Below are 19,160 nucleotides of genomic sequence, written 5' to 3' on the forward strand. Positions count from 1 at the left end.
GATGAACTCCAATGTAGCTCGCAAGCTAAGCTATGCTTCCGTTTCATTAATGGGGAGCAGGTGATCGAGCGGCTGGTAATTTGGCAGCCATGCCGGAGGCACATGCTCTTGGGTCAGTGCGTAAACGGACTTGAGCAGCTGAGTAATGGAGTGTACCTGCTCTTCGATAAGAATTTCCTTGATCTCCGAAGGCTTGACCGGGACCGCGTGATCCGTTCTGCGTCCAAAATCCGCAAGGGATACAAACATCGCCGGACTCTTCCGGTAGTTGCAGCTCTTCGGAAAACGCGGTGAGCTGCCCGAGTCGTATTTGGACAACCGGACAGACTCCTTGTGCGCGAGGAGCAGCTCGCTTGCTTCGAATTCGAGCACGGCAAATGCTTCGTCTGGCTCTCGCCGCATGTATGTCGTCAGCATCTTGAGGCAATCCCTTTTGGTAGGCCAGAAGAAGATATGCTTGTCAATAAAGTTGCGGAACTCTTCCACTGAGCAGCCCGTCTCCATCATAGCCTCGGGTATGCGAAGATGCGAATTAACCGTAATCGAAGCTCCCTCGTACGATACCTCTTCTCTCGAGGTCCGGCGCTCGCCAGTTGATTCCGGCAGTAAATGCTGACTCGACCAGATCGAGTCGAAATGGGCGATCCCCCGCAAATTACTTGCCCGCGTAAAATGATAAGACGACCTTCTGCCGCTCGCTTTCGTGATAAGCGCGATCGTTTCCTCTATATCGTTCATGAGCGCCACCTTCTGTTTGAACCATTCTCACGTATTATGAGGCAGAAACGCTCCGGTGTATACTACTTGGCGAGGGGGAGGCATTCCCATGAGGAGAAGGGGGGGACTTAACGATGTGGCGCATCGTTAAGTCCAGGGAAACTTCCGCAAACGGCGGAACTTAGGCGTGTCAGGCAAGCTTGGCGATGTGCGACATCGTTAAGGTGGCAAAAAAGTAACCGTGTTAGTCCCTTAACGATGCGGCGCATCGTTAAGCAAGAAGAAAATGGCCGCAAACGGCGGAAAAGAGGCGAAACAAGTAAGCTTAACGATGTGCGACATCGTTAAGCTGGCAAAAAAGTAACCGTGTTAGTCCCTTAACGATGCGGCACATCGTAAAGCAAGAAGAAAACGTCCGCACACGGCGGAACTTAGGCGCAACGGGCCACCTTAACGATGTGCGACATCGTTAAGGTGGCAAAAAAGTAACCGTGTTAGTCCCTTAACGATGCGGCGCATCGTTAAGCAAGGAGAAGACGTCCGCAAACGGCGGAAAAGAAGCGCAACGGGCAAGCTTAACGATGTGCGACATCGTTAAGGTGGCAAAAAAGTAACATAGCTAGTCCCTTAACGATGCGGCACATCGTTAAGCCCGGGGAAACGCCGCGAACCGCGCCGAGTGCCCGCCCAACATAAAAAGGCCTTCCCCTAGGGAAGGCCTTCCATATGTTATCGTTCGCAGCTGATCGTCAGGTTGGCGTTTAACGCCTCGCCGGATTCGAGCATTACGAGCTCTTCCTGGCGGTTCAGTTCGCCGGTCATAGCCATCCATGGCTCGACGCAGACGAATGGCTTGTCCTGCACGGACCACACTTGGACGTATTTAAAAATATCGTCATACGTCATGCGCACGCGAGCGCCGCCGCTGACCGGGAACGCGATCTCGCGCTTCTTGGCGCCAAGCAGGGTAACGGATTCCACCATGCCGTCCAGATCAAGCTCGCCGGTGTAAGGCTTCTCAACCATGTCGTTGTAGTCGAGGTAGGTAGTCGCATCGGTCTCGTACGGAAGCTTTTTCGAATCGGCATTGAAGTAAGGGTGGAAGCCGGCGTAGAAAGGCATCGCTTCGCCTTCCGTCAGGTTGCGGTATTGCTGGCGGATATGAAGCTCGCCATTCACCAGCGCATATGTGAAGCTTACTTCGAAATCAAACGGGAAGCTTTGCTTGGTCTCTTCATTACTGCGAAGCACAATGGTAATCGAAGCCTCGCCATCGGTATTGATGCCGGCAACTTCCCATACGGAAGTGCGGGCTACGCCGTGGTTAGCCATCTCGTACGATTGGCCGTTCCAAGTATAGGTTTTGTTCTCGAGCTGTCCGCAGATCGGGAACAGGATCGGATTGCCGCCGCGGATGTTCGCAGTGGGATGCTCGAACGTTGCTTTGTCCAGGTAGAATACTTCAAGTCCGTTCAGCTGGCAGCCGATAACGATGCCGCCGCGCTCCGGACATACCCGAATGCGGGACGAAGTGCTCTCCTCGATTAGTTCGTAAATCTTAAACGTGTCGGTATAGCTGTTCACTTGAAACTGGCTCATATGGCCCTCCTAAGGATCTGTTTTTCTAATCACATCATACCATAAATAAGCAAAAAGGCTGTCCTCAAGGGGACAGCCTTTCGATTTATTTCGCTGTGTTAGTCGAAGCGTTGCCAGCCGCCGCACTTGCTTCAGGGCTAGCTCCCGAGCTTGCCGCCGGGGACTCTTCAGCCGCAGCAGGATCAAGCGTATTCGTGATTTTTGCTTTAGCTTTCAGGTCCGCCATCCAGTTGGAGGACAGCTCGCTTACTTTTTGCGTAACCAGCTGGTACTTGATGTCTTCTTTCTTCTCTTCCAGCGTAGGCGTTACAGCTGCTTTCTCATCGGTTTTCTTGATGATGTGGTAGCCGTAGCTTGTCTGAACAACGCCGCTCAGCTCGCCTTTTTTCAACTTGAATGCCGCGTCTTCGAAAGCGGGCTCCATGGTGCCTTTCGCGAAGAAGTTCAGGTCGCCGCCGTTGTCTTTCGTGCCTGTATCCGTCGATTTCTCTTTCGCCAGAGTAGCGAAGTCAGCTCCGCCTTTCAGCTGCTTCAAGATATCTTCCGCTTCTTCCTTCGTAGCTACGAGGATATGCGAAGCACGGATTTGCTCAGGCGTCGACATGGACGCTTTGTTCTGGTCGTAGTAAGCTTTAATGTCTTCGTCCGTTACTTTAACTTGCGGCTCCAGGATTTTGCGGATTTTCACTTGCACTTCCGCGTCTTGACGCAGGCTGTCAACGGTCATGCCGTATTGCGCCAGCGTCTGGTTGAACTCGTCCTCGGAACCGAACTGTTTCTTCAGGGTTTCGATTTCTTTGTCTACGTCTGCTTCCGTAACCGTTACTTTTGCGTCTTCCGCTGCTTGGTCGATCAGCTCTTGCGTGATCATGTTGTCCAGCGTCGACTTGCCGCCTTGCTCCACGAGGGAATCATACAGCTTGTCCTTCGAAATTTTAACACCGTTAACCGTTGCAACCGCTTTGTCGCCTGCGCCAAACGGTGGTTTAATCAGAACGATAATAAGCACGATGGCGAGAATCGCGGAAACGGCGATCCAAGCTTTGCCGCCGCTGCGGCCGCCTGCTGCTTGAGCCGGAGTCTCGGAAGTAAGAGCTTGCTTGCGCTCTTCTTCTTCGACCTCTTCGTCTTTCTCGTCTTGAAGGGCATCTACGGCTTGATCGTCTTTGTTGTCATCCTCATAGACGTATTGTTGATTCTCTTGCTCCGCAGCCGTGTCGAGCTCCTCATTTTCTCTTTTGTGCTGCGAGTCTTTGTTTTCCATTGTTAATAAACTCCCTTCAACAAAAAGGCACTATTTTTACAATCTTCACCTACTATAACAAAACAATCGTCGAAAAACCTTAATTCTAAATAAAAATATGTTGCATTCCGTCGCTTTTCGTATAATGGTATATGTATACAAAAAGCATTAGACTTTAGTCACATCAGACATGTCCGGAGAACTAGTCTCGGAAGGTGGGGGACGTTTGGTCACATTACACGGAGAGTATAACGGCGGGGTTATTCTTCTCTCATTCATCATCGCGTTATTCGTTTCGTACTCTGCCTTGAATCTGGTGTACAAAATCTCGCAGTCCAAAGGAAAGGTGCAGCTGGGCTGGATGCTCGCAGGCGCCTTTGTAATGGGCAGCGGGGTGTGGACCATGCATTTTATCGGGATGATGGCGTTTCATATCGGTATTCCCATTGCCTATAACGTACCCATTACCCTATTGTCGATTACCGCAAGCATCTGCGCTTCCTACGTCGCCTTCTATTTAACGCTGGCAAAAGAAATTAACCGCCTTAAGCTCCTAGGGGGCGGCTTTATCATGGGGGCGGGAATTGTCGCCATGCATTACACGGGAATGGCTTCCATGCATTCTCCCACAATGTCTATACAATATAACCCAATTATAGTCATATTATCCGCAGTGATCGCCATCTTGGCCTCCTGCGCGGCGCTGTATTTCTTTATTAATTTCCGGGATGGCAGCAAGGCGGCATGGTCCAAATGGGCGGCTGCTTCGCTAATGGGGCTGGCGGTCTGCGGGATGCATTACACCGGAATGGGAGCCGCGTCCTTCTGGTGCGGCGAAGCGATTTCCTCCTCGTTAACGGAAGATATCCCGATCAATCTGTTTCTTCTAATAAGCGTTACCTTGGTAACCCTCTTAATAATGCTCGTTACCTGGATCGCGATTTATCTGGACCGCACCGTGCTTGAACGCATGGCCTACAGCGATCCGTTGACCGGACTTGCGAACCGCCATGCGATGAACCGGTATTTCGATCAAAAGCTGGATAAAGCCCGTACGTACGGCTTACTCTTCCTCGATCTCGATCAGTTCAAAATCATTAATGACACGCTGGGCCATGACGTCGGGGATCTGCTTGTGCAAGCTGTGGCCAAGCGGCTTCGTTCCCATGTGAGCGAAGGGGCTCAGACCTTCCGCCTAGGCGGCGACGAATTCCTGCTGTTGACAAGAGGGATGGAGCCTTATGAGGTGGAGCAGCTCGCCAATCGGATTTTGGAAGACATCCGCAAGCCTTATCTTCTAGAGGGCAATGAACTTTATATCACCGGCAGTATTGGAATCAGCTTGTCTCCGCAGCACGGGAATGAGAGATCGTCGCTTCTGATTGCGGCGGATACCGCGATGTACCAGGCGAAGCGCAGGGGCAAGAACCAATACTGCCTCTACGACGAGCAGATGGAGCGGGAGCTGCTGCGCCGGATGGAGCTGGAGAAGGATCTCCGGCTTGCGCTGCCGAGAGAGCAGTTCGTTGTTCATTATCAGCCCAAGTGGGATGCGGCCGCTAACCGGGCAATCGGCGTAGAAGCGCTCTTGCGCTGGAATCATCCTTTTCTAGGCCGGATTCCTCCGGAGGAATTTATCCCGATCGCGGAGGAGACGGGACTTATCGTTCCGATGACCCGCTGGGTGCTGGGACAAGCCTGCCGGGACTGCTTCGAATGGAATGAAGGCAGAGCGGAACCGCTAAGCGTCTCGGTTAACATGTCCGTCAGCGTGTTCGACAGCAAAAATCTCGAGGATATGGTCATCTCGGCCCTTCTGCATTCCGGACTGGATGCGCATCTCCTGGAGCTGGAAATTACGGAGACCATTGTAATGCACAATGTCGAGGATGTTATCGAGCAACTGAAGACCATCCGGGAGATGGGCGTTCAAATATCGATGGATGACTTCGGGGCGGGTTATTCCGCGCTTGGCTCCATTGATCTGATTCCTTTCCAGACGTTAAAGATAGATAAGCTGTACATGCAGCAGAGCGATTCGCCTTCGAAGCGCGCCATTATCCAGACGATTATTATTTTGGCCAAGCAGCTTAATCTGGAGGTAATCGCCGAAGGGGTGGAAACGGAGCAGCAAATTGCGTTTCTGCAGTCCGCGGGCTGCAGCATGATGCAGGGCTATTATTTCAGCAAGCCGATGTCGCGCGCTGATCTTGATCTTTGGTTACAGCAGTCGATGGTTATTGATAGAAGTCAAACGTCGCAGAGCTTGATCGGATAACGTATGCCAAGGAGGGCGTCAGATTTTGAACAGTCAGGCGAAAATCTATCTGTATCTTCTTTTATCGCTCGCAGTCCCGCTTATCGTATTTATGGTCCTTCATATGAATCCCGCTTGGGATTATCATCTGCATTCTCCTAACGTGCATTTCTACGTGGTTAGTATCGTGTCTGGATTGGCCTTTGCTCTTGCTGTGGCGGTTGGTGTAGCAGCCATTCGGCTTCGTAATTTGAAAATCAGCTTTTTATCGTTATCCTTCGTCTCCTTAGCTGCGTTATTCCTTGTTCATGGGTTATCGACTCCAAGAGAGGCATATCACACTACGGCACTGCCAAGCAATGCAGCTCAGATGAGCATTTTGCTCGCGGTCATGTGGCTGTGGCTGTCGTCGATGTCCTCGGACCGCCGCATGATCAGCTGGCTGTCGGCGCATCAGCGTTGGCTGCTCCCGATCTGGACGGTGTCGATTGCCGTGATTTGCGCGCTGCTGTGGCTTTTCTCCGACCAAATGTCCTGGCTTCAAATGAAGCAGGGTCCCATCAAATGGACGGCAACCTTGCTTATTGTCGGGTTAAACGGCTGGACGATGTACCGGTATCTGGAGACGTATCTGTCTACCCGTTTTCCGCTGCAGCTGGCGATCGTGTACAGCTCGGGCTGGATGATTGCCGCGCAGTTCATTAACGTAACGGGCAAAATGTGGATGTTAAGCTGGTGGATCTACCACTTGCTGCTGCTGGCTTCGATCAGCGCCATGATTGTCGGCATTTATTATCAGTACCGCAGCTCCGGCTCTTATACGATGTCGCTCAAGCAGCTTTTTCAGAACGATCCAAAGGGATGGATTCACACCTATATGTCGCCGGCGGTTCGCGAGCTTATCCGGACGACGGAAACGCGCGACGCTTATACGGCGGGCCATAATTACCGCGTTGCGCTCTACGCGATACAGCTCGGGGAAGAGCTGGGGCTGAATTCCGACCAGCTTCGGGCTATCGCGCAGGGCGGCATCGTTCATGATATCGGGAAGCTGATAGTTCCGGACAACATCCTGAACAAGCCGGGAAAGCTGACGCCGGAAGAGCGGGAAATTATCGAAAAACATCCGGTGACCGGGTTCAACCTGTGCCGTCGGTTAGGCTTCATGCAGGAGGAGCTGGCCGTCATCCGTTCCCATCACGAGCGTTGGGACGGAAGCGGCTATCCGGATGCGTTAAGCGGGGACAACATTCCGCTGCTGGCCCGCGTAACGGCCGTTGCGGATGTGTACGATGCCTTGACTTCCTCCCGTTCTTACCGGGCAGCGTTGTCGCATGAAGAGGCGATGGCGATTATTTTGAAGGAGCGGGGAAAGCATTTTGACCCGTTATGCGTGGATGCGCTGATTCGGATCGCGGGCGAGAAGGGCTGGGCCTTTAAAGCGTCGGCAAGCTGAAGGTTTTCGCGGAAGGTTTAGGCGTTTAGCCCGGGTTTATTTCCGTAGGCCGCAGGTGTATGATAAAGGGGTTACATAGCCTTTTCAGAAGGGATGGATAAGAAGTAATGACATATGCAGCAGACAAATCTCGTTATGAAGACATGAAATACTTCCGCGTCGGCAAAAGCGGCCTCAAGCTGCCAGCCGTATCGCTTGGCTTATGGCATAACTTTGGCGGAAATGACCGTCTGGAGAACGGACGCGCCATGATCCACCGCGCCTTCGATCTGGGGATTACCCATTTCGACCTGGCGAACAACTACGGACCGCCTCCGGGCTCCGCTGAGGAGACTTTCGGCAAAGTTCTGAAGCAGGACATGGCGGCTTACCGCGACCAAATGATTATCTCCACTAAAGCAGGCTACTATATGTGGGAAGGACCTTACGGCGATTGGGGCTCCCGCAAATATCTGGTATCGAGCCTTGACCAAAGCTTGAAACGGATGGACCTGGAGTATGTGGATATTTTCTACCATCACCGTCCGGATCCGGAAACTCCGCTTGAAGAGACAATGGCTGCGCTTGACCATATCGTACGTTCGGGCAAAGCGTTGTATGTTGGCCTGTCCAACTACAGTGCTGAGCAGACAGCTCAAGCTTCGGCTATCCTGAAGCAGCTGGGCACGCCATGCCTCATCCATCAGCCATCGTATTCGATGTTCAACCGTTGGATCGAAGACGGCTTGCAAGACGTGCTTGATCAAGAAGGCATCGGCTCGATCGTATTCTCGCCGCTGGCCGGCGGCTTGCTGACGAACCGTTACCTCGACGGTATTCCTTCGGATTCCCGTGCGGGTGGACCAAGCGTCTTCTTGAACTCGAACAATATTACCGAAGAAAAGCTCGCTAAAGTTCGCGCCCTGAACGAAATCGCGCAAGGCCGCGGCCAATCGCTGGCGCAAATGGCGCTTGCATGGGTGCTTCGCGGCGGACGCGTAACTTCCGCCCTGATCGGCGCAAGCCGCGTCGAGCAAATCGACGACAATGTTGCCGTGCTCAGCCGTCTCGATTTTTCCGACGATGAGCTGCAGGCGATCGAGAGCATTTTGGCGTAGGAATATCTAAGCGAAAGGCTGCCGACTAATCTCGGCAGCCTTTTTTTGAAACATTTGCTGCTCATCCTAAGGTCGGCGCTTCGCTAACGAAACTGGGTATTCTTATTTGCCTCAGAATCGCTTTTTTCAAAATCTAACGAAACCTGGTAACGTTATTTGGATGGTTTTGGGTTAAAAGAGGCCTTTAAATAGTAAATAACGATATGAGGTTTCGTTAGAATCTTTAAGAGTTCAATTTTGGACCAATAGCGTTATATAGTTTCGTTAGCCTGTTTTTTATAAATAGGAGGGATAGCATGGAAGTGCGATTGAGCGATTACAAGGATGAATGGGCGACGATGTTCTGCGAGGAAGCGGAGTATCTAAGGTCTGTCTTTGATGGAGTGGAGATCCGATTCGAGCATTTCGGGAGCACGGCTGTTCCGGGGATGAAAGCAAAGCCCGTTATCGACATGATGGGAATCGTTGACGATATTAATAGATTGGATTTGTTCAATGACAGGATGGCATCGCTTGGATACGACGTAGCAGGCGATTGGGGTATCTCCGGCAGACGGCTGTTCCGCAAAGGCGGAGAGCAGCGCACTCACCATATCCACTTCTACCAATCGGATAGTTCCCAAATCGGACGGCACCTCATCTTCCGCGATTATCTGCTCTCCCACCCGGAGGAGGCTGCCAGATACAGCCGCTTTAAAGAACAGCTGGCCCAGCGATACGAACGAACCAACGAATACAGCCCTGCCAAAAAAGCATTCGTAAGCGAAATGGAACAACTCGCCCTCGCCTGGCACTCACAAACAAACGAATAATCTTCTCTTCTTTTTGTATGCTCTACACTTTTACACTGCACGATTTACACTATATTTGCCCAAAACGCCTTTATTCGTAAAATACGCTGCACGAAATACACGATATATGCCCAAAACTCCTTATTTCCCCCCTAATTAATAGAATATCCTGCATTCCATACATCATATTGTCCTCTACACCCCTAAACCCCTCATATATCCTGCAAAATGTACAACGTACCGGGGGAGGGTGCAGTGATGAGCTCAAAGTGTTGCGCATAGAAGGCGAGTGCGGGTCGGGTTTTGTATCTGCCCATCAAGACTAGCTAGTATTAGCTCGAAGTGTCGCCTCAGGGGGGAGCGAGTACGAACCGGTACCGTGTGCTGAGTAAGAGACTAACTAGTATGAGTTCGAAGTGTTGTTGTATCAGGGAGAGCGAGTGCGATCCAGTCGTATGTTGCACAACAAAGACTAACTAGTCTAGTTAGATCCCGAAATGCTGCGCATTGAGAGCGAATTTATGCCAGGGAGGCTCAGCAAAGGGCTTCCCTTTATTCTTTATGCTGCGCATTACGCAGCCCCGCATTCCCGCATCGGGCAAGCAATATGCCCGACGCTAAAGATGCTATTTCTTCGACCCAGGGGCGAAGAAAAGAAATGCCTGCCACAGGCAGGCAAACCGCCAAGGAACGGAGGCGGTTGGCTTCCGCCCTCCCAAACGAATCGAAGACGAGTGGAGGGAGATGTTTCTCCTGGAGAGCGAAGCGCCTGCCTTTGCGTACACTTTGCAACCTTGCCCAATTGTTCAGGCAAAGTGTACGCAACAGCAGCGTAAGGAGAAACATCTCCCGGAGTGAGCCCACGGTTCTACCAATCATCTCCTCCTCACTCCCCATCCGACAAATCGTCTATCGATTCCACCCCCTCATGACGATATAATACATGTAGATTTACTCGGGAAGGGGACCGCGCGTCTTGAACAACTTATCATTGCGGACAAAGGGCCTGCTCATCATCGTCTTAATCACCTTCATCCCGCTTGGCATCGCGGGGGTCATTAATTACCTCTCCATCAAGCAGGAAATGATCAATACCGCATCCGATAGAGCGGCCAGCCAACTGAGCGTCAGCGCCAACTATCTGGCTTCCTGGCTGCAGATCAGGCGGGCCGAGGTAGTGGTAATGAGCCGTACGGATATCGTCCGTTACGGCACCGAGGCGGAGAAGCTGAAATATTTCAAGGACGAGCTGTATCGCACGGATTATACCTATCATGCGATTGGATATATCGATCTTAACGGCCGGGCCATCCGTACGAACGGCGATCCGGTTAATATGAGCGGACAAGCCTTTTTCCGCGAAGCCGTGAAGGGCAAGTCGACGATTACGGATCTGTTCCTTCCTTCCTTTGATAACTTGAAGCAGTCCCTTATTGTTATTCCGGTATTTGATCAGAACAACTTTATTAACGGTGTGATATACGCATCGATGCCAATGTCGACGATGTCGCCTTATTTCCTTGTGGATAAAGATCCAAGCTTGGAGTATTGGCTCTATAACGACCGGGGAGTGGTCTTGTTCCATTCGTACTCCACCTCCTCGGGTATTAAGCCGATTCAAGGGCTGCTTAACGGGCAGCCGGGTCTAAGCCTCGAGAAGCTGCTCAAGCCTTCCGGGCAAATCCATATACAGCGCGGGAATATGAAGCATGTGCTCCTGTATATGGACGTAGACAGCGCAGCGCCTTGGCATGCGGCACTCGAAATACCGCAGGCCAGCCTGAATAAAGGTCTGTCCAAAGTATTATGGTGGACCTTTGCCACGATCGCCTTGTCCGAGGTCGTGATTGTTATCCTCTTCTCCATCTATTTCAATATGATCATTAACCGGCTGAAAGGAATCCTGTCCGTTACCAAGCAGGCTGCCGACGGTCAATTCGAAGTGGAGCATCTGTCTCAGGAGCCCGGGGATGAGGTCGGCAAGCTGGCTGAATCGGTTAACGGGATGATGGAGCATCTGAAGGACATGTTTGGACGCCTCGAGGCGATTATCAATCAGAACGAGTACTCCTTTATTTTGCTGGATGAGAATTACCGCGTGAGCTATATGAATCAGGCGGCGGAGAGGCTGATCGGTTATACGACGGACGAGCTGAAGGGCCACGCGACGCCTCTTCTGTTCATGGATCCGGACGAAATCGAACGCGAAGCGGAGCGGCTGTCGCAGAAGCTGGGTGAACACGTCGAGCCTGGACTCGAAGTATTCCGGATGCTGCGCCAGGTGGACTTCTCCTATGAGCGGCAGTGGACGTATGTCCATAAGGACGGGACCAAAATCCCGGTACGTCACTTCTCGAACGGGCTGCGCGATCAGCAGGGCCGTCTGACCGGGGTTCTTGGTATGGCGTACGACATCTCCGAGCATGTAAAAGTGGAAAAATCCCGCAACCTTCTGCTCGATATTATCGGCTCGGCCAAAGACCTGATCGCTTCCATCGACCATAACGGGAAGGTCGCCTACATTAACAAGGCGGGCAAGCGGATGCTGGGTCTGCCGCTGGATTACAAGCCGAAAGACTATAAGAGCTACGTGGAGCCGTCCATGTACCTGTATCTCATAAAAGGCTCCCGGATTGCCATGAAAATGGGCTATTGGGAGGGAGAAGCCGAGCTTCTGACGCAAGCCGGGGACAAGGTGAATGTCTCGCTTGTTATCGTAGCCCATCCATACCGAAATACCGGCGAGCTGTACTTCTCCTGCATTGCGCGCGATATTACGGAGCAGAAGCATATTCAGGAGGAATTAATTCAAGCAACGCAGGAGGCTGAACAGGCAAATGCGGCCAAGAGCCGCTTCCTGGCGATGGTCAGCCACGAGATCCGCACGCCGCTTAACGGCATTATCGGTCTGTCGCAGCTCATGCGCCGCACCGGATTATCTCCTTCGCAGAAGGATTATATGGACAAGCTTGGCAACTCCTCGGAATCCTTGCTGCGCATTATTAATGACCTGCTCGATTTCTCCAAGATCGAAGCGGGCAAGGTTGAGGTGGAGCGGGTTGCCTTCCAGCCTCAGGAGATGCTTAGCCGATTGACGGATCAGCTTAGCGTCTTTATGGGCGGCAAGGAGCAATTCGAATTTATTTTGGAAGTGCCCGAGCAGCTGCCTACGACCCTCCTGGGCGATCAGATGCGCGTTGAGCAAATTTTGCTGAACCTGTGCATGAATGCCGTCAAGTTTACGGAGCGGGGCCACGTGAAGCTGAGCCTCGCGGTGATGGAGCAGTGCTCTGACGGATTAAAGCTGCAATTCATCGTGGAAGATACCGGTATCGGCATGACGAAAAAACAAATCGACAGGCTCTTTACCCCGTTCACGCAAGCCGACGGCTCAACAACCCGCAAATACGGAGGCACGGGCTTAGGACTTGTGATTGCGAACGGTCTCGTCAAAATGATGGGCGGGAAAATCCAGGTCGACAGCGAGCCCGGCTTAGGCAGCCGGTTCAGTTTTGTCCTGTCCTTCCCGGTCCTGTCCTCCATCAGTGAAGAGAAGCTGATTGTCAGCAAGGAGCTGGAGGACCAATGCATCTGGGTCGTGGAGGACAGCGACGAGATGCGTCAGCATTGGTGCAGCCTTGCGGAATCCTTCCGCTTGACCCCGGTGGCGTTCTCTTCTTGGGGAAGCGCGAGGGAAAAGCTGCGCCGCATGGGTGCGGGGGCGATGCCTAAGCTGATTATGCTGGACATGGAAATGCCGGATATGTATGGAGCGGAAACCTGGCTGGAATTCCACAAGCAGGCTACGGCCGCAGGGGTGAAGACGATTGCGCTTACGACCTCCTTTGGCCGTGACGAGCTGATGCAAATGCCGGATTCCGGCCGTCCTTATGCGATCCTGACCAAGCCGGTTACCCGACTGGCGCTATACCATGCCTTAACGGGAACGCTGGATCAAAGGCCGGTTGAGGTGAAGGAGTGGACAATGGCGGCCCGGGAGGCGGCCGTATCCACGGAGCCTAGGGACAAAATACGGGTTCTCCTTGCCGAAGACAATCATATCAATCAGCTGGTAGCCATCGAGCTGCTGAAGGAACGGGGCTTCGAGGTAGGGCTTGCGGAGAACGGCCGGGAGGTGCTCGAGAAGCTGGAGCAGGGGGACTGGCATATTGTCCTGATGGATATTCATATGCCGGAGATGGATGGAATGGAAGCCACAACGATTATCCGCAATGATTCCCGGTACGAGCAGCTGCCGATTATTGCGGTAACGGCGAATTCGCTCCGTGCGGATCATGAGCATTATCTGCAGCTTGGCATGAACGGAGTGGTGACGAAGCCTCTGGACCCGGATCAGCTCTACATGGTTATTATGAATCTGCTGAACAACAAGAAATTTCCGGTGCTGCAGCAGCAATCATGGGGTGCTTCGGGCCAATCGGTGCCGGAGCTTGACGGGATTCAGGTTGAGACCGCACTGGCCAGAGTAAGCGGCAAGGTCTCTATTTTGCGCCAAATGCTAGTTCATTTCCTGAAGGATTACGAAGGCTTCGCGGACAAGCTGATCGAGGAGCTGACGAATGGCCAGGCTGCAAACGCGAGACGGATGATCCATACGCTGATGGGAGCCGCCAGCCACTTATCGGCGAATGATGTAGTGCAGGCTGCCGCAAGGCTGAACGAGATTCTGAAGAAAGAGGATGGGGAAGAGGATTGGATGGCGCCGGCCGAATTGCTGAAAAAGGAGCTCGACCGCGTGATAACCGGTCTGCATTATGCATCGATTTCAACTTTCGACAGTTTCTCCTAACAATCTTCTAACATTTTATTGTTAACCCTTACAATCGTATTGTATATTAGAGATAGATTTATATTTTTTGACAGAAATCTTCTTTCCCTAAGGGGTGGCGCCGGTGTATAAAGTTTTAGTAATTGAAGATGACGTCATGATGAGGGATATGCTGTCGATGTACTTGTCGGAAGAAGGGTATTCGGTTAGGCAAGCAGGAACGGGTGAAGAAGGCTTGCAGACCGTTCAGGAATTTGTGCCTGATGTTGTCTTGCTTGACCTGATGCTGCCTGATATGGATGGTATGGGGGTTTGCGCCTCTATTCGTGAACGATCGCATGTGCCTATTATGATTTTGTCGATGAAAAGCGAAGTCTCCGAACGCGTTCAGGCCTTGAAGGCCGGAGCGGATGATTATATGTGCAAGCCATTCAGCATGCATGAAATGACGGCAAGGGTGGAAGCTCTGATCCGTCGCTCCCAGTTCAGTGCGGCGGAAGCGGAGGCGGCAAGCGCGGCAGAAGCGGAAGAGGTGGATCTTGCGCCGATTCAGCTGGACGCAGAGCGCAGAATGCTTCTTGTCAGAGGCAAGCTGATCGAGACAACCTTTTCCGAATTCGAGATGATGAAGCTCTTCTTATCCCACCCGGGCAAGGTATTCAGCAGGGAAGAATTGATCAATACGATTAGAGGGTTTGATTCTTTTGTAACGGATAGAGCCATTGACGTGCACATCGTTAATCTGCGCAAAAAGATCGAGCAAAACCCGAAAGAGCCCCGTTTGATCCGCACGGTATGGGGCTTTGGTTACAAATATACGACCGACCACAGTCAGGAACATGATTAAGGTAAGCGACCTGAAGATCACCTCCGCTGCAAGGTGATCTTTTTTATACCCACTTGTCCGAATGCTGGCAAATACCTAACATACTTCTAAAGAACAATCCGCAATTTTTCTAATACTTATATGGGACTATAGGATTAACAGTAATGACAAAAGGATGGTGTAGCAATCGTGCATGGGTTAGCCAGTTTACCTGAACGGCAGGAGGCTTATGCTCAGCTGGAGGTAGCTTTAAGCCGCGCGCGGGCATCAGGACAGCGGCTCGTTGTGGCGTTGATTCAGATCGATCGTTTCTATGGTGTGAATGAGGCTAAGGGCTTAGAGGCATGCAACCAGGTACTTGAAAGTATCGGAGGAAGGTTAAGTCAAGGGGCGGATACGGCCTTTGTTACCTTGATCAGCGGCGATACTTTTCTAATGGCTAGAGAAATCGGATACACGCAGGCGGAATGTGCCAACGCGGTGGAAGAGATGAAATATGCAGCGCAATACCCGGTTTCCTATGAGGGAGCGGAATTGAATTTGACGGCAAGCATCGGTACCTGCCTGTTCCCGCAGAACGGACGGACAAGCGAGAGACTGCTCGGGCATGCCGAGACGGCGCTCTTCAAGTCGCGGGAGCAGGGCGGCAACCGGATTACGTTTTATAGCGAGGAAGAGACTGCCCAGATGAACCGCTGGCTGGAGGTTGGAGCATTGCTGCGTCCGGCCCTTTATTTGCGTCAGTTCCATCTGAGCTATCAGCCGATCTTCCGCACCGAAGGCGGGCGTCTCCGCGGATTCGAAGCGCTTCTCAGATGGAATCAACCGGAGCTTGGCGCGATTTGGCCGGCGGAATTTATCCCGATTGCCGAGCAGAATGGCTTAATCGTGCCTATTGGCGAATGGGTGCTGCGCGAAGCCTGCAAGATGCTGGCGGGCATGCAGGAATATGGCCTGAAGGAGCTTGTTATCGCGGTTAATGTGTCGCATGTCCAGCTGCTGGACAGCAGCTTCTGCAGCATGGTTGCTCATGTGCTGGAGGAGGCGGGAGTCGAGCCTTCTTGTCTGGAGCTTGAGGTGAAGGAGGATGTTATTCTTCATTTCACCGACAAAACTTTAGCGGTACTGAGTCAACTGCGCGCATTAGGCGTCAGAATTACGCTGGATAACTTCGGAGAAGGTTATGCCTCGCTTGCGAATCTGAAGCAGCTTCCGGTCAACAGCGTAAAGATCAGCAAATCGTTCATCCGCCAGATTGACGTGCAGAGCGTGGAACGCCATATCGTTGAAGCGATGATCGGGCTGTTGCACAAGCTGGAGATCGAGGTTATTGCGGGCGGCGTCGAATACGAGGAGCAATATAAATTGCTGAAGGAATGGAGCTGCGACTTTGTGCAGGGCTTCCTTCTGGGATCTCCGATGCAGCCGGATTTGTTAGACATGTCGATCATCCGGAAGTCGCCGCAAACGGCGTAAATAGTAAACAAGGTAAAATCTAAAAGCCCTGAACGATTCGCGCTTGGCGGATCATTCAGGGCTTTCGTATTAGCCGGGTCATTGGTTTGGTTAATAGCCGTTGTTAGCTCACTTCAAGATACAGCTTCGTCCCGTCGTTATATTGGAAAATGGCAACATCGCGGACAACCTCGACCTTCGATATACGTTTCCACTTTTTGCGGAAATCGAAGTTGTATTCCATCTCAACCAATTTATGATGAAGTTGTTCAACGGAAGCCGCCTGTTCGTTAACGTAATAAACGGGAACCGAACGGTCTTTGAAGGTGATGATTTTCATCATACCATTCGCACCTCCACTCGTTTTTTTTTCCAGTTTACTAGAAACGTTTTAGCCGCTTATAAAAAGGTCATAAGGTTATTGTTTAGTTTGCTAACATTCTTCTAACAATTCCCTTAGCTGCTGTAGCTGCCATATTTTTTCTTGTAATGGCTGTGACCGTATGGGGGTTGCTTCGGCGGATAATAGTTTCCTTTTTTGTAGTCGCTGCTGCTATGACTGTAATGACCGTAATGACCGTTGTGTCCATGTTTATTATAATGTTTACCGGTAACGGAGCCGAGGAGTCTTTGCAACAAATGTCTAATCATGGGATAACCTCCTACCTATAATTAAGTCTTTGTTAAGAAATTGAAACAGCTTAGACTTACGGAATAGTACGCAAATCACTCAACGCCGGTTTCATGAAAAACGCCTGCTCCGCTCTTCCAAGAGGAAACCAAACCTGCTCTTATCCCGTATGCAAAGGGTAAGGAGGGATTCCTATCTGGTGGAAGCAATGGATGAATAATTGGATGGACTATCCGCTGGGACATGGGATGGTCTGGGGCAGGACTTACCGGATCGAGGAATTTCTAGGGATGGGCAGCTATGGTCAAGCTTATCGTTGCACGGATCTGAGGAGCGGAGAAGCCGTTCTGCTGAAGCGGGCAAAACCAAGCAAGCGCGAGACCGGCAGGAGATTGCTGAGGCGGGAGGCCGATATTCTTCAAAAGCTTAATCATCCGCAAATGCCGAAGCGGTTGGACTGGACAGTCCACCGCAGGGAAGAAGCGCTTGTTATGACTTATGTGGAAGGCATTACGGCTGAACAGGCTATTCTGCTTGAGGCGAGAACCTTCACGCAGTTGGAAGCCCTGCGAATCGTAGAAGCTTTATTATCCCCCTTGAAGCATTTGCATGAGAAGGGTTATGTGCATCGGGATGTGCGGATCCCGAACGTTGTAATGAATGAAAAGGGGATTTATTTAATTGATCTAGGCTTGGCCTGCAGGATTGGGGAAGAGAACCCTGACGGCCGGGACGATTCGGGTCAACCAAGCGGATTCGCGGACAGCTGGGGAGCGGTAAAGTTCCGCATGCGCCAGCCAGACCGGACCAGCGACTTATATGGGCTCGGGCATCTTTTCCTGTTCCTGATGTATGCCGGATATACCCCTCTGGAGGGCGAGAAGGAACGCGGCTGGGAGGAGGAGCTTGCGCTTGAGCCGGAAATCAGGAGCTTCGTTAAGGGGCTTCTTGACAGCAGATGGCAGACGGCGGCTGAATGCGAGCGGGTATTAAAGCAGATCCTGGAGCATTATTCCTCGGGAAATAACGAATAAAACAGCAAAATGTCGAATGATTTAAGCGGTTGACTTTTACCCCTAAAATAAGTATCCTAAATATTGTCTCGCTGATGTAGCTCAGGGGTAGAGCAACGCACTCGTAATGCGTAGGCCGGGGGTTCAATTCCCTTCATCAGCATTCTTTTACGAAAAGCCCGTTACATCAACGTTTTGTTAACGTTGAATGGTACGGATGAACATACGGGGGGGGGCTATGCATTCCGCGCAAGTATTCGGACATGCGTAGCCCCACAATTAGGGGCCTTTCGCGAAGTTTGCGGAAGGCTTTTAAGTTATCAAATCAATATATCTCTTACATTCAGATAATTCTGCGATACCAATCTAACAATGCATTTTTAACTGCGGTTTTAATCTCTTTTTCGATGAAACTTCCTGAGTATATACGGGTCGAATACGAATCAAACACAGCATCGATGTTGATGCGATCTAAACTGGTTGCCGACACCAATAGACCATATACCCTTGAGTTTGCATACGAGATATAAATAGCTCGAGATCTATTCGATTGTATTTCTAAAGTGCGATCCGTATCAACAAATGCTGTGATAACTGGCAGCATTTCAGACTTCACACGTTTTATCACATCGTTTACATCTTCTTGATCCCAGTTGCTTTTGTTCTTTTTCTCATTTTTCAATTTCTTTAATTGGTCTCGGAAGTCTACGAACTCATCTTCTTTACTCATTTCGTGTTACTCTCCTTTCCAAAATGTAATGCCTTGGCAGGGCTGCGTATCTCATGGTAAAAGGGTACGGATTATATTCCGTACCCTTTAAATAGGCACCTACAGAATGGATTTGACTTAACGACGAGATGAATGAATCGAGATTGCTTGAATGCTACGAGGATTAATGAACAAGACTTCATTATCGACCAAGAACAGTGCAGAATTCCCTTCAAATCCAAGGAATGTGGCTTGAATCCCTCTTGGACCAGTGTGGTCAAATACAACGTCTACACGTACCCCTGGAGAGAGACGGAATAGAATGCTTGGAGCTCCACCAAAACCTCCAACAGAACCACAACTCATATTTTTTTCCTCCTTTCAATGAACCTCATACAAGATATGAGAGTTTGTTAGCAAACGGCAAGGCTAATCTACTAATGAAAGAATGGATTTTGTGAGATTAATAGGGTACGGATCCTATTCCGTAGCCTCTAAATTAGGCAATCGCAAGAAGCTAGTGACTTAACATTCTTCTCTGTGATTTCGAGGTGCATGCAACGAGATTGCTTGAATA

15 protein-coding genes and 1 tRNA gene are annotated in these 19,160 nt (G+C 51.0%); 9 read left to right on the forward strand and 7 right to left on the reverse strand.

Features of this window, described 5'->3' with window-relative positions; genetic code table 11:
• Positions 1 to 30: 30 nt before the first annotated feature.
• The 3 genes from PGL01S_RS29475 to PGL01S_RS29485 all read right to left on the reverse strand — a co-directional run bounded on the left by PGL01S_RS29475 (position 31) and on the right by PGL01S_RS29485 (position 3,580).
• Positions 31 to 738, reverse strand: coding sequence for a DUF7002 family protein (locus PGL01S_RS29475; RefSeq protein ID WP_127499118.1), 708 nt, complete (start codon positions 736 to 738; stop codon positions 31 to 33).
• A 708-nt stretch (positions 739 to 1,446) separates the two neighbouring features.
• Entirely contained in the window at positions 1,447 to 2,316 is an 870-nt protein-coding gene (locus PGL01S_RS29480; protein WP_127499121.1) for an aldose epimerase family protein, read from the reverse strand.
• An 85-nt stretch (positions 2,317 to 2,401) separates the two neighbouring features.
• Positions 2,402 to 3,580 (reverse strand): peptidylprolyl isomerase, encoded by a 1,179-nt coding sequence (locus tag PGL01S_RS29485; protein WP_127499123.1) that lies wholly within the window; start codon positions 3,578 to 3,580, stop codon positions 2,402 to 2,404.
• A gap of 205 nt (positions 3,581 to 3,785) precedes the next feature.
• On the opposite strand from PGL01S_RS29485, the gene PGL01S_RS29490 reads away from it, so the two are divergent.
• The 7 genes from PGL01S_RS29490 (at position 3,786) to PGL01S_RS29520 (ending at position 16,251) form a co-directional block, all read left to right on the forward strand.
• Positions 3,786 to 5,837, forward strand: a complete 2,052-nt coding sequence (locus PGL01S_RS29490; protein ID WP_127499125.1) for a bifunctional diguanylate cyclase/phosphodiesterase — start codon at positions 3,786 to 3,788, stop codon at positions 5,835 to 5,837.
• Between the two features lie 25 nt (positions 5,838 to 5,862).
• Positions 5,863 to 7,272 (forward strand): HD-GYP domain-containing protein, encoded by a 1,410-nt coding sequence (locus PGL01S_RS29495; RefSeq protein WP_127499127.1) that lies wholly within the window; start codon positions 5,863 to 5,865, stop codon positions 7,270 to 7,272.
• A 107-nt stretch (positions 7,273 to 7,379) separates the two neighbouring features.
• Positions 7,380 to 8,369: an L-glyceraldehyde 3-phosphate reductase gene (gene mgrA / locus PGL01S_RS29500; RefSeq protein ID WP_127499130.1), complete on the forward strand. Its 990-nt coding sequence runs from the start codon at positions 7,380 to 7,382 to the stop codon at positions 8,367 to 8,369.
• Between the two features lie 296 nt (positions 8,370 to 8,665).
• The gene (locus PGL01S_RS29505) at positions 8,666 to 9,181 is read left to right on the forward strand and encodes a GrpB family protein (protein WP_127499132.1); all 516 of its coding nucleotides are present in this window, start codon (positions 8,666 to 8,668) and stop codon (positions 9,179 to 9,181) included.
• A gap of 955 nt (positions 9,182 to 10,136) precedes the next feature.
• A complete protein-coding gene (locus PGL01S_RS29510) occupies positions 10,137 to 13,970 on the forward strand; it encodes a response regulator (protein WP_127499134.1) in 3,834 nt (1,277 codons plus the stop codon).
• A 103-nt stretch (positions 13,971 to 14,073) separates the two neighbouring features.
• Positions 14,074 to 14,796, forward strand: coding sequence for a response regulator transcription factor (locus tag PGL01S_RS29515; protein WP_127499136.1), 723 nt, complete (start codon positions 14,074 to 14,076; stop codon positions 14,794 to 14,796).
• Between the two features lie 168 nt (positions 14,797 to 14,964).
• Complete coding sequence (locus PGL01S_RS29520) at positions 14,965 to 16,251, forward strand: putative bifunctional diguanylate cyclase/phosphodiesterase (protein WP_127499138.1); 1,287 nt, start codon at positions 14,965 to 14,967, stop codon at positions 16,249 to 16,251.
• A gap of 103 nt (positions 16,252 to 16,354) precedes the next feature.
• On the opposite strand, the gene PGL01S_RS29525 is transcribed toward PGL01S_RS29520, so the two are convergent.
• Together PGL01S_RS29525 and PGL01S_RS29530 are read right to left on the reverse strand one after the other, a co-directional pair.
• Complete coding sequence (locus tag PGL01S_RS29525) at positions 16,355 to 16,573, reverse strand: hypothetical protein (RefSeq protein WP_012772454.1); 219 nt, start codon at positions 16,571 to 16,573, stop codon at positions 16,355 to 16,357.
• Positions 16,574 to 16,686: 113 nt separating this feature from the next.
• Positions 16,687 to 16,881 carry a hypothetical protein gene (locus PGL01S_RS29530; protein WP_127499140.1) on the reverse strand — a complete coding sequence of 65 codons (195 nt, stop codon included), beginning with the start codon at positions 16,879 to 16,881 and terminating at the stop codon, positions 16,687 to 16,689.
• 192 nt (positions 16,882 to 17,073) lie between these two features.
• Here PGL01S_RS29530 and PGL01S_RS29535 point away from each other — a divergent pair, with 192 nt between their 5' ends.
• Both PGL01S_RS29535 and PGL01S_RS29540 read left to right on the forward strand, forming a co-directional pair.
• Positions 17,074 to 17,895, forward strand: coding sequence for a serine/threonine protein kinase (locus PGL01S_RS29535; protein WP_244935811.1), 822 nt, complete (start codon positions 17,074 to 17,076; stop codon positions 17,893 to 17,895).
• Positions 17,896 to 17,965: 70 nt separating this feature from the next.
• Positions 17,966 to 18,037, forward strand: a tRNA-Thr gene (locus tag PGL01S_RS29540).
• Between the two features lie 180 nt (positions 18,038 to 18,217).
• Here PGL01S_RS29540 and PGL01S_RS29545 read toward each other — a convergent pair.
• Positions 18,218 to 18,604: a hypothetical protein gene (locus tag PGL01S_RS29545; RefSeq protein WP_127499142.1), complete on the reverse strand. Its 387-nt coding sequence runs from the start codon at positions 18,602 to 18,604 to the stop codon at positions 18,218 to 18,220.
• Between the two features lie 117 nt (positions 18,605 to 18,721).
• Positions 18,722 to 18,949: a hypothetical protein gene (locus tag PGL01S_RS29550; protein ID WP_127499144.1), complete on the reverse strand. Its 228-nt coding sequence runs from the start codon at positions 18,947 to 18,949 to the stop codon at positions 18,722 to 18,724.
• Positions 18,950 to 19,160: the final 211 nt, after the last annotated feature.

This window comes from Paenibacillus glycanilyticus NBRC 16618 (genome assembly GCF_004000805.1).
Taxonomy (GTDB): domain Bacteria; phylum Bacillota; class Bacilli; order Paenibacillales; family Paenibacillaceae; genus Pristimantibacillus; species Pristimantibacillus glycanilyticus.